The organism is Ruegeria sp. CDSA141 (assembly GCF_059612005.1).
In genome coordinates this window covers 172,115-184,190 of record NZ_JBXWPT010000001.1, presented here as the reverse complement: position 1 = coordinate 184,190, position 12,076 = coordinate 172,115, and the positions used below count along the sequence as shown (strand labels likewise).

Genomic DNA, 12,076 nt, shown 5'->3' with positions numbered 1-12,076 from the left:
TCATTCGACGCGAAAGTGGTGGAGGATTTGGGACAGGAGTTTCCAAGGACCAGTTTCGTGCGCACGACCATTTTCCTGTTGCTCGTCTCGCTATGCGGGCTCATCGCTGCCAGTTTCATTCCGACTGATGCCGATTGGCTGTTCCTTTTGGCGTTGATTTGCGTGATGGCCAGCGCAATCCTTTTCGTAAGGGCCTGGTTCAGGTGGCGCAGGGCCAATACATGGATCATCGTGGACGGGTCGAACGTCATGCACTGGAAAGAAGGCACCCCGGATCTGGGCACGTTGAAGAAGGTCCTTGAGACTTTGAAGCAAGCCGGGTTCAAACCGGGCGTCATGTTCGATGCGAATGTCGGGTACAAGGTCGAAGGTCACTATATGAACGACCGGACGCTGAGCCGCGCCCTGGGCTTGCGCGCCAAGCAGGTCATGGTCGCCCCCAAAGGCACGCCAGCGGACCCGCTGATTTTGCAGGCGGCGCGGGACAGCAAGGCACGCATCGTCACAAATGACAGGTTTCGGGATTGGGTAGACGAGTTTCCGGATGTGTTGAACGCGGATCGCCTCGTGAAAGGCGGCTTTCGCAAAGACCAGCTTTGGTTTTCGCTGTAGGCAAGCGACGGTCGATGCAAGGCAGAAACGCGCAAGGCCATGAAAATGGCGCTGCGTCCTGAAGTAGCCCATGGCAATCGATCCGAGAAAACACATTTGAAGGAACTTGCTGAGACAAAGGATCAGACCAGAGTCAGTTCGAATTTCAACTATTCGGATTTTTGTCCGGGTATGAGCTTCGCAATGCGATTGCTTCCCGGCGCTTCAAACAACTTAAGCGAGTCTGTTGCGACTCTGCAGTGCCGTCACGCAATTCGGGGAACAGTGCGAGCAGTTCTTCAACGTCCTCACGGCGAAAAGACTTCAGCGCCATATCACCCAGAAACAAGCTTTCGGTTGGCAATCCGTTCGACATCAGTATGGCGTGGCGACTGCAGGCAATATGGTAGTAAGTGACGCACTCATTGGATCGAACCCGATGAATGGTTTTGTCGTTGATCAGATGAACTGCTGCGGTGAAGATTTTTGCCTCTCCAAACAACAATTCTGCGCGCCACCCTTCCAGAACAATTCTGTGTTGCGGGGAAACGTACAAATCACGGCTAGGCAAGTTTTTTCCTATCGCTCCTTTTTCGATGCAAACGGGCCTCAATTGCGGGTTACGTTTCAAATCTTCCGCCTTCAGAGTCCTTTTTCCGATCCACTTAACTGGAAGAATTTCCCCACTGGAAGCACGCACTTTATCCCCAACTGATAGTTCCTCAACAGCACGATAGCCCTTTTCAGTTTCGATCAGCGTACCCTTCACGAAACACGGTACTGTTCCGGCCGGAAGAGCGACGGTCACGATGAGAGAGTCATTGTTACCGTTACCGGGACCTGTCGACGCGAATACCTCGACGGTCAGTTGCGTGTTTGGAGGAATAACAACACCAGAGGTCAGATCGACAGTCAAAACGCCGTTCGGTGAAATCGAAACGGAATAATCACTTGGGGCCAGTCCTCCTGTCCCTGAAACAATCACATTCCACGAAGCGCCTGCTTTGGTGGCCGTGTATTGCTGCATAACGGAAGACGATCCACTTGGGATGGCAATCGAAGAGGGACCCTGAATTGTTAGCGACATTCGAACCTCTACCGTTTAACACCAAGCCGAAAGCTACTTATGCGCAGACAATGAAATAGTTTAACTCGATGAATTCTCAAATTGCAATTTGAGCAATTCAGAAATTGGATGACCTACGCCTCACGTTGGAAATTGCACCATCTGAGATCTGCGTAGCGAGCCGCGAATATCGGAGCGTAAGGTAGCCCGGTGTCAATAAGGCCAGTTTCAAAGAAACACCCGCCTAAGTTCGCACACGCGCCTCTTTCCCTTGCCCTTGCCCGCAATATGTTGCACCACACACGGGTTCAAACCCGGCAAGGCGGGGCAAAGGATAAGGACAAGGCGCATGGCTGACGGATCGATCGATATCAACGCAAAACCTACCGAGGATATCTCGGTCCGTGACGTGTTCGGCATTGACAGCGACATGGCGGTCAAAGGTTTTGCCGAGCGCAGCGACCGAGTGCCGGCCATCGACCATACCTACAAGTTCGATCCGGAAACCACGCTGGCGATTCTGGCGGGCTTTTCCCATAACCGTCGTGTCATGATCCAAGGGTATCACGGCACCGGCAAATCGACCCACATTGAACAGGTGGCCGCCCGTCTGAACTGGCCTGCCGTACGAGTGAATCTGGACAGCCATATCAGCCGGATCGACCTGATCGGCAAGGATGCGATCAAACTGCGCGACGGCAAGCAGGTGACTGAGTTCCACGAAGGCATCCTGCCCTGGGCGCTGCGCAACCCGGTCGCCATCGTGTTCGACGAATATGATGCGGGCCGCGCCGACGTGATGTTCGTGATTCAGCGCGTGCTGGAGCATGACGGCAAGCTGACCCTGCTGGACCAGAACGAGATCATCACGCCGAACCCGAATTTCCGCCTGTTTGCCACTGCCAACACGGTCGGTCTGGGCGACACGACGGGTCTGTATCACGGCACGCAGCAGATCAACCAGGCGCAGATGGACCGCTGGTCGCTGGTGTCGACCCTGAACTACCTGAGCCATGATGCAGAGACGATGATCGTTCTGTCGAAGGCGCCGCATTACAACACCGCAGAGGGCCGCAAGACCGTCAGCCAGATGGTCACCGTCGCCGACCTGACCCGAACCGCCTTCATGAATGGCGATCTGTCCACCGTCATGAGCCCGCGGACCGTCATCAACTGGGCCCAAAACGCCGAGATCTTCCGCAATGTGGGCTATGCGTTCCGCCTGTCCTTCCTGAACAAGTGCGATGAGTTGGAGCGTCAGACCGTGGCCGAGTTCTATCAGCGCTGCTTCGATGAGGAGTTGCCTGAGAGTGCCGCGAGTGCAAGCTTGGGGTAAGCACCCAAATTGCGCCCGTTCTGGGCGCAATGCCTCCGGCGGGGATATTTTGGGCCAGATGAAGTCGGATCCGTTACAGTTTTCAACGCCGGGCAGGTCATTTTGATGAGGTCTTAAGGACATGGCACAGAAGAACGACAACCCTGCTGATCCGTTCAAGAAGGCCCTGGCCGAAGCCACCAAGGTCATGGCCGATGATCCCGAGCTGTCGGTGACTTATACCGTCGACCCTTCGGGCATGTCGGGCGAGTCGATGCGGCTGCCACAGGTCTCGCGCCGGATGACGCGCGAAGAAGTGCTGTTGGCGCGCGGCACGGCGGATGCCTTGGCGTTGCAGCGCAAGTATCATGACGACGCGACCCATGCGCGCTATGCGCCCCCGGGCGATATGGCGCGGGATCTGTACGAGGCGATGGAGACCGCCCGCTGCGAAGCGATGGGCGCGCGGGATATGCCGGGCACCGCCAGCAACATTGATGTGAAGATCGGGCACGAAGCGATCCGGCGGGGGTATGATCAGTGCAAACAACCCGCCGATGCTCCTCTGTCGGTTGCGGCAGGGTACCTGATCCGGCATCTGGCCACCGGGCGTGATCTACCCCCTGCCGCTGAAAACATCATGAACCTGTGGCGTGGGTTCATCGAAGAGCAAGCTGGCGGAACGCTGGAAAATCTGGACGAAATCCTCTCGGATCAGGCGGAATTCGCCAAATTCGCCCGTCAGGTGATCAAGGATCTGGGATATGGCGACCAGCTTGGGGATGACCCAGATGAGCTGGACGACGAGCAGGAAGACCAGGCCGAGGAAGACGCCGAAGACCAGCCCGATCCCGACAGTACCGGCCAGGACGATCAGGACGATCAGGACGCGGATGCGACCCCTGAGCAAACTCAGGAGGAGCAGCAGGATCAGTCTCAGGCCCAGGTCTCGATGGATGAAATGGCCGAGGACGAGATGGGCGACGAGGCTGAGATGCCGGATGGCGAAGCGCCGCTGGAGCCACCTGCCCCGCCGCCTGCATCCGAGGCAGACCCGGATTACAAGGTCTATCTGGACACCCATGACGAAGAGATCGCCGCCGAAGACCTGGCGGAACCTGCCGAGCTGGAACGCCTGCGGGCCTATCTGGATCAGCAGTTGGAACCGTTGAAGGGGGCGGTATCGCGTCTGGCCAACAAACTGCAACGCCGCCTGCAAGCGCAGCAGAACCGCAGCTGGGAATTCGACCGCGAGGAAGGTATTCTGGACGCGGGCCGATTGGCACGCGTTGTGGCGAACCCAACCACACCGCTGAGCTTCAAAGTCGAAAAAGACACAGAGTTCCGCGACACGGTTGTCACGCTTTTGCTGGATAATTCGGGGTCTATGCGGGGACGGCCGATTTCGATCGCCGCCATCTGTGCCGATGTACTGGCGCGGACGCTGGAGCGGTGCAATGTGAAGGTCGAGATTCTGGGCTTTACCACGCGGGCGTGGAAAGGCGGTCAGGCACGTGAAGCGTGGCTGAATGATGGCCGCCCGCAACAACCCGGGCGTCTGAACGATCTGCGTCACATCATCTATAAAGGGGCCGATGCCCCCTGGCGTCGCGCGCGGCCCAATCTGGGGCTGATGATGAAAGAAGGCCTGCTGAAGGAAAACATCGACGGCGAGGCGCTGGAATGGGCGCACCGGCGGATGCTTGCACGGCGCGAGCAACGCAAGATCCTGATGGTGATCTCAGACGGCGCACCAGTCGATGACTCTACGCTGAGCGTGAACCCGGCCAACTCTCTGGAAAAACACCTGCGCGACGTGATCGCTATGGTTGAGAAGCGCAAGATGGTCGAATTATTGGCTATCGGGATCGGCCACGACGTGACCCGGTATTACGACCGGGCCGTTACGATTACCGATGTTGAACAACTGGCCGGTGCAATGACCGAACAACTGGCAGCCCTTTTCGACAGTGACCCGCGGGCACGGGCGCGGGTAATGGGGATGAGAAAGGTCAGCTGAATCTGACTTTGCGTCCAGCGGGGGTATTTTCCCAATGATGGGGTGTTTGGCTTTGCTGAACATCGGCTTTTTCAAGCGGGGTGATCCCGTCTGGACTTTTTTTGAAATGCGCCTCAGGGTCACGCCCAAAAGCTGTGAATGAGGCCGCCCATGTTCCAATCCTTCAAAGTGACCGCCCGACCGGAACAGGGTCCCCCGCGGCTGGCCGCCTTGCGCGAACAGATGGTGCCAGAAGGGCTGGACGGATTTCTGATCCCCCGCGCGGATGCGCATCAGGGCGAATATGTCGCGGCACACGATGAGCGTCTGGCCTGGCTGACCGGGTTCACGGGCTCGGCCGGGTTCTGCGCCGCCCTGCGCGACGTGGCCGGAGTTTTTGTCGACGGGCGGTATCGCACCCAGGTCAAGGCACAGGTTGCAGAGGATTTCACTCCGGTCCCCTGGCCAGAGGTGAGCCTGAGCGCCTGGCTGAAAGAGCGGTTGCCAAACGGGGGAAGGATCGGCTTTGATCCGTGGCTGCATGCGGCGGGGCAAATTTCAGGCACAGTAAGCGATCTGGAAGGATCGGGCATCGATCTGGTGAGATGCGAGAACCTTGTGGACCGGGTCTGGGCAGATCAGCCGGCCCCACCGATGAACCCGGTCAAGGCGCATCCGATTGAGTTTGCCGGGGAAGGTGCGGACAGCAAGATCGCCCGTCTGGCCGGCGACCTACGGCGGGCCGGACACACGGCAGCGGTGATCACCTTGCCGGATTCGATCATGTGGCTGTTGAATATCCGTGGGTCGGATATTGCCTACAATCCGGTGGCCCACGGTTTTGCCATACTGCATGCAGGAGGTCAGGTCGATCTGTTCATGGCGGCCGCGAAACTGGCCGGGGTAAGGGATCATCTGGACACACTGGTGACCTTGCGCGCGCCGGAAGATTTTCTGAATGCGGTTGCGGCTCTGGCCGGGCCGGTGCAAGTGGATAACGCTTCGGTGCCTCAGATCGTGGCGGATGCGTTAGGCGATGCGATGACGGATGGCGGCGACCCCTGTGCCCTGCCCAAAGCCTGCAAGAATGCGCCTGAAATCGCGGGCAGCGCCGAGGCGCATTTGCGCGATGCAGTGGCGGTCATCGAAACGTTGCGCTGGCTGGACGAAAAGGCCCCTGGCAGCGTGACCGAAACACAGGTTGTCACCCGGCTGGAAGAAAACCGGCGTAAGGACAATGCGCTTCAGGACATCTCGTTCGATACCATTGCAGGCACGGGTCCGAACGGCGCGATCATGCATTATCGTGTGACCGAAGAGACCGACAGCCAGTTGGAAAACGGTCATATTCTGGTGCTGGACAGTGGCGGGCAATATCTGGACGGCACCACCGACATCACCCGAACCATTGCCATTGGTGACGTCGGAACAGAGGAGAAAACCTGCTTTACCCGTGTTCTGAAGGGCATGATTGGCATGTCGATGCTGCGCTGGCCTGCGGGCCTTGCAGGGCGGGATATCGAATGCGTGGCCCGCGCGCCGCTGTGGTCGGCGGGGCAGGATTTCAATCATGGGGTCGGGCATGGGGTCGGAGCCTATCTGAGCGTGCACGAAGGGCCGCAGCGCTTGTCGAAAGTCAGCCATGTACCGCTGCAACCCGGCATGATCCTGTCAAACGAACCCGGATATTACCGCGAGGATGCCTTTGGCATTCGAATCGAGAACCTTGTGGTGGTCGAAGAGGCGCCTGCCCTGCCCTCCAGCGACGCCGAACGCGCAATGCTGAACTGGCGTACTCTGACCTTTGTGCCGATTGACCGCAGGCTGATCATGGTCGAAATGTTGGCGGCGGACGAACGCGACTGGCTGAATGCCTATCACCGCGACGTTGCGGAAAAAGTCCGCCCAAGGCTGGGACAAGACGCGCAACTGTGGTTGGATGCCGCAACTGCCCCAATCTGACACCGGTCTGTTACACAGAACGGGCAGAGGAGAGGCCCAAATACGACGACGGAAGGAAATGGAATGGCTGAGATCACGATCCGGAAAGCGCCGGGCAAATGGTGTGTCCGCTCGGGCGGTGCGATTCTGGGCGAAACGAACAACGCGCTGGAACTGCATGAAGGCGACAAGGATCCGGTGATCTATTTCCCGCGCGGTGATATTGCGATGGCATTTCTGGACCGGACCGACAAGGTAACGCACTGCTCTGGCAAGGGCGACGCGACGCATTTTTCCATCGTCAACAAGTCATCCGTGACCGCCAATGCGGTCTGGAGCTATGAAAACCCGGCCCAGGCAGTGGCCGAGATCAAGGACCATCTGGCATTTTATCCCGTCGAGTCGGTGAAGGTGGAGCAGATTTAAAGCCCTCATTTGACATCCTGTCGACCGCCGGTGACCCATTGGCAGCTCTGCGGCGCGCAATCTCTTGTCGAATCAAATCGATATGCAATCGCGCGTCATACGCGACCTGACGGTAGGCAAGCGGTAGGTTGAGGTTAGCAATGCTGGTATCCAGTTCCTCAATGCTGTCCGCCACTGCGTCTACGTCGCCCAGCGTCCGAGCCTGCCCCAATTCTTCCTCCAGCGCTGCGATTTTCTGATAGAAACGCCAGACACGGCGTTTCTGGAACCACACATACCCGGATGGAACGAGCCGCAAAAGCGGAGCGAGAAAAAGTAAAGGCAACAGCAATAAAAGAACCCGGCCAAACTGAGCAGCAATCCAATAGGGCAAAACGGCATGTAGAAAATTTGGCCCGGTGTTTATCAGCTCTTCAGCAACTTCGTTTAGTGGAGCGGGCGGAGACTCCGTTTTCGGGTATTCCCTTGAACTCTGCAATATGCCGGGCTGACCATGAACGATCTTCGCTGCGGTAACCAACCGATCTGCGACTGCCGGGTGCAGATCAGGCCCGGCAATCATTGATGCCCTCAAAGCTAAGATCTTTACGTCCTCGGGCGGTCTTGGAGGGTCGAGAGTGATTGACCCAGCGGGCACGGTAACCGAACTTGCCCCCCGGAGTTTCAATGCAAGCGCGTCGACCAACGCCATGGGGACGAATTCTATGTTAGGGTCAAAAATCGCATCCATGAGATATGGCGCATCCAGTGGTGCAACAAACAACGCAGCATCGGCTTTGCCGGAATAGAGCGCATCGATAGCATCAGGTCCTCCTGCATCCACAAGCGTAATGCCGGTATCCCTATGCCCCGCCGCTTCTATCAGGGCGATGGCAGCCGCACGGCTTCCGGACCCTTCTGCCCCAGCGGCAAGTCGGATGCCCTCCCATTCCCCCGCATTGCCACCAATTGGGCTGAGCTTTCCTCGAAACACCACCATTGGTTCAAGAAAAATGGCCCCCAACGATTGCAATCCACTTTCCCGAGGAAGATTCAGACCACCTTGAACAATCGCTACATCGACTTCACCGGAAACAAGCTTCTTTATGTTCTCTACAGAACCTGCGGTTTCAACCAAATCAATGTGAATGCCGTCTCGCGCCAGCTCTGCCTTGTAAAGCTGGCCGATCTGCCAATACCCCCCGCCGCTCACCCCGGTCGCTAGCCGTATGCTGCTGGGTGGTTTCAATCCAAGAATCAGAAACGCAATCATCCCGACAAACAGAATTGGAAGAAGAACAAAGATGAGTAGGCGCATGAATTCTCGCATTCAGATGATCCGAACTGACCCTTAAACCTCGCCTGTTCGCAATCTTCGCGTCAACGAAAATCAATCCAGCACAGCAGCGAATGACGCGTTGGGCGAAAAGTCCGGCTGGTGTTTGGCTTGCAAAAATGGCGCAACCTTGGTCGCGGAAAAGCTAAGCCGGCCGGAGTATTTCCGGAAACGACTCATTGTTCATCCAGCCGGTTCTTATTTCAGCTTCGCAAGAAATCTTGCTTCGAAGCCCACCTCACGCAGCTGTGGCATGCACGTGAGCGGCATTTGCGGCACACTTCTTCCGGATATCCACCGGAGGCTTCCATGCAGATTTCAAGACGCGGTTTAGCCGGGATGATCGGGGCTGGAGCAATTGCACCCGGAGCGCTTTGGGCGCAGCAGGATCCGGTTCTGGAGGCATTGCGCAGCACGCTGAACGGGCGTCGGACCGCGTTTGAGGCACAGATGGCGTACCTGAAAGATCGCGGCCAGCCGGATGTTGTGGCCGGGTTGCTGACCGCGATGCGCTATGCCGACAGGCGGCGGGACGAGATCGTCGAGGTGATGCAGGCTGTGACCGGGCAGCGCTATGGCAATGACTGGTTCGAGTGGATGCTGTGGCAGGAACGAAACCCACAAATTGTCCCTCATCCTTCGCTGATCCCGTTCAAGCGCGAGGTTCTGTTGGGGATCGACCCGAATTTCGATCTGTTTCTGCGGTCTGAGTATCTGCAACGTGACAGGATGAAGATCCGCCTGGAAGAGATCGCCTGGGGCGGCGTGTCCAAGGATGGTATTCCGTCCCTGGACAACCCAACCCTGATCTCTGCTTCAAATGCGGGGTATCTGAAGGGCGACGATCTGGTGTTTGGCGTGGCCATCAACGGCGATGAGCGTGCCTATCCCCTGCGGATCATGGGATGGCACGAGATGTTCAACGAGGTGATCGGAGGCGTGCCCGTGGCGCTGGCCTATTGCACGCTTTGCGGGTCGGGCATCCTGTTCGAAACCCAAGTGGCGGGGCGGCGAAAGCCGTTCATTTTCGGGTCGTCAGGTTTCCTCTATCGCTCGAACAAGCTGATGTTTGACCGCGAAACGCATTCGCTGTGGAACCAGTATACCGGCAAGCCTGTTGTGGGGCCTTTGGTGAACAGCGGCATCACGTTGAAACAGCGCCCGGTGGTGATCACGACATGGGCCAGCTGGAAGACCTCGCATCCCAAAACCCGTGTTCTGTCGCTGAACACCGGGCATCGGCGCAACTACGGATCGGGCGTTGTTTATCGCGACTATTTCGCCTCGAGTGAGCTGATGTTCCCGGCTGTTGTGGATCGGTCCCGGCATCGGCAGAAGGATTACATCTTTGCCGTGCGCCAGTTTGGTGCCGCCCGCGCCTGGCCTCTGGATGCGTTCAAGGGCAAACCTGTGATCAACGATGCGATCGGCCAAACACCTTTGGTTCTGATTGGCGATCCCAAAGAGCGTAGTGTGCGTGCTTATGAACGAAAATTTCATGAGTTCCGGGCAACACAAAGCGGGTTGCAGGATAGCGCAGGGAACGGTTGGACCGTCACGGAAGAGGCTTTGATCGGGCCTGAGGGCGCGCGTTTGCCTCGGGTCGCCGGGCATATTTCGTACTGGTTTGCGTGGGACAATTATCTGGGTGACGCAGCCAGCGTGTATGGTGAGTGAAACTCAGGAATGCTCTTCAGCGGCCGTTGCCGCAAGCGCCCTGTTATATGCCTTGAGAGCGTCGACGTGATAGAGCGCGCCAACGGGTGTCTCGGATCCGTCTTTTTCCAGAATGATAACCGGAATGCAGGGGATGTCGTCACGATCGAAGTAAGGCATGGCGGCTTCCAGCGTGGCGCTGGCCTGAATGCACATGCCCTGTTCGATCAGCCCCTGTGCCTCTTCCTTCGTGATCGACCGTTGATCCCCAAGCGGACGCATCACTGCCCCGGCTCGGAGCATTGCCAGCAGATACGCCTGCGGCCCCGCGGCCAGGTGGACATCACGTCGTTCCAGCTGGGTCAGGAAGAAAGACCGGTCCACCAGGCGTGAGGCCAGCGCCGTGGACATGGACACACTGACCATAACCGCAAGGCCGATCTGCCAGTCGCCGGTCAGCTCAAAGACGATCAGAGTGGTCGAGATAGGCGCCCCAAGCACCGCCGCAGCCACGGCCCCCATACCGGCAAAGGCATAAAGCGTGTGCGTGCCCGAAACGTCCGGCAACAACCCGGTCGCGATCAGCCCGAAGGCCAGCCCGGTCAGCGCGCCAACCATCAGAGAAGGCGAGAAAACACCGCCACCCATGCGCCCCCCCATCGTGATGGCAACCGCAACCGTTTTGGTCACCGCAAACAGGATTGCCGTTGTCAGCACAAGATCACCGGTCAAAGCGCGGATGGTGGTTTCATACCCAACGCCGATGATATGCGGAAACCAGATTGCCATCAGCCCCAGCATCGCCCCGGACACCGCAGGGCGCAGCCAGCCCGGAATTGACAGACGGTTCTGGATATGGCTGCCGATATCCTCGGCAAAGAAGATCGACCGCATCAGCAGCAACGCGACAAATCCGCAGATCAGGCCCAGGATCAGGAAGGCCGGAAGCTCGACATAAAACTGCAGCGATCCCGGCGTCTCGAGAGTGAACTCGGTCACGTCGCCATATTCCAGCCGGTTGATCACCGTTCCCGCGACCGAGGCGATGACGATTGGTGCAAAGGCGTGAACGGCGAAATGGCGCAGCACGACCTCGAGCGCGAACAATGCCCCGGCGATGGGGGCGTTGAAGCTGGCCGACACGGCCGCAGCGACGGCGCAGCCCAGCAGGTCACGGCCCGTGATCCCATCCGCGTGAATTCGGTTGCTGACCCATGTGGAGATGACCCCGGCCATATGCACCACCGGGCCCTCGCGCCCCGTTGACCCGCCCGAACTGAGAGTGATCAGCGAGGCAAAAAACGACGCGATGCCGGCCTTGACCTCGACCCGCCCGTCAGTGATGGCCGAACCTTCAATCACATCGGCAACCGACCTCACGCGCCCGTCATTGGTGAACCGGTTCAGGATCACGCCGACGATCAAACCGCCGATGATGGGAATGATCAGAACCATGAACCACGGCAGTTTCTCGGCGTGGCTGTGCAGCAGCAGTATGTCATCGGTGTCGTAAAGATAGGCCTGCAACGCACGGATGGCCTTGCGGAAGCCGAGCGCCATGAAACCCGCTGCGATCCCGATGGCCAGTGCGATGAACCAGAACTGGATCTGGCTTGGCCCCCGGCGCAGCATCACCCGCCACGCATCCTTGATCGCGGCCAGAGCCTGATTGAACTGGTTGCGCAGAACGGTGCGGGTCGATTGGGTCATTGGCCCTCAGGGATCATCACTTAACCCTTAGTAAGCCACGGGGCGTCCATATAAAAG

Annotated in this window: 9 protein-coding genes; 6 read left to right on the top strand and 3 right to left on the bottom strand. The window is 58.2% G+C overall.

Annotated elements, in window-relative coordinates:
• Positions 1 to 57 precede the first annotated feature (57 nt).
• Positions 58 to 612: an NYN domain-containing protein gene (locus tag AC2FLP_RS00930; RefSeq protein ID WP_254683774.1), complete on the top strand. Its 555-nt coding sequence runs from the start codon at positions 58 to 60 to the stop codon at positions 610 to 612.
• A 145-nt stretch (positions 613 to 757) separates the two neighbouring features.
• Here the strand turns inward: AC2FLP_RS00930 and AC2FLP_RS00925 are convergent, their stop codons facing one another.
• On the bottom strand, positions 758 to 1,678 hold the full coding sequence (locus AC2FLP_RS00925; protein WP_117868351.1) for a Hint domain-containing protein: 921 nt from the start codon (positions 1,676 to 1,678) through the stop codon (positions 758 to 760).
• A gap of 328 nt (positions 1,679 to 2,006) precedes the next feature.
• On the opposite strand from AC2FLP_RS00925, the gene cobS reads away from it, so the two are divergent.
• The 4 genes from cobS (at position 2,007) to AC2FLP_RS00905 (ending at position 7,338) form a co-directional block, all read left to right on the top strand.
• Complete coding sequence (cobS, locus tag AC2FLP_RS00920) at positions 2,007 to 2,993, top strand: cobaltochelatase subunit CobS (protein WP_299894715.1); 987 nt, start codon at positions 2,007 to 2,009, stop codon at positions 2,991 to 2,993.
• A gap of 121 nt (positions 2,994 to 3,114) precedes the next feature.
• Positions 3,115 to 4,992, top strand: coding sequence for a cobaltochelatase subunit CobT (gene cobT, locus AC2FLP_RS00915; RefSeq protein ID WP_117868349.1), 1,878 nt, complete (start codon positions 3,115 to 3,117; stop codon positions 4,990 to 4,992).
• Between the two features lie 150 nt (positions 4,993 to 5,142).
• Positions 5,143 to 6,933 (top strand): aminopeptidase P family protein, encoded by a 1,791-nt coding sequence (locus AC2FLP_RS00910; protein ID WP_299894720.1) that lies wholly within the window; start codon positions 5,143 to 5,145, stop codon positions 6,931 to 6,933.
• Positions 6,934 to 6,996: 63 nt separating this feature from the next.
• Complete coding sequence (locus AC2FLP_RS00905) at positions 6,997 to 7,338, top strand: DUF427 domain-containing protein (RefSeq protein ID WP_299638585.1); 342 nt, start codon at positions 6,997 to 6,999, stop codon at positions 7,336 to 7,338.
• On the opposite strand, the gene AC2FLP_RS00900 is transcribed toward AC2FLP_RS00905, so the two are convergent.
• Positions 7,283 to 8,635, bottom strand: coding sequence for a TAXI family TRAP transporter solute-binding subunit (locus AC2FLP_RS00900; protein WP_496681346.1), 1,353 nt, complete (start codon positions 8,633 to 8,635; stop codon positions 7,283 to 7,285). The genes AC2FLP_RS00905 and AC2FLP_RS00900 overlap by 56 nt on opposite strands.
• A gap of 327 nt (positions 8,636 to 8,962) precedes the next feature.
• Here AC2FLP_RS00900 and AC2FLP_RS00895 point away from each other — a divergent pair, with 327 nt between their 5' ends.
• Positions 8,963 to 10,330: a DUF3179 domain-containing protein gene (locus AC2FLP_RS00895; protein WP_496681348.1), complete on the top strand. Its 1,368-nt coding sequence runs from the start codon at positions 8,963 to 8,965 to the stop codon at positions 10,328 to 10,330.
• Between the two features lie 3 nt (positions 10,331 to 10,333).
• Here the strand turns inward: AC2FLP_RS00895 and AC2FLP_RS00890 are convergent, their stop codons facing one another.
• Entirely contained in the window at positions 10,334 to 12,019 is a 1,686-nt protein-coding gene (locus tag AC2FLP_RS00890) for a chloride channel protein (RefSeq protein WP_496681349.1), read from the bottom strand.
• Positions 12,020 to 12,076 lie beyond the last annotated feature (57 nt).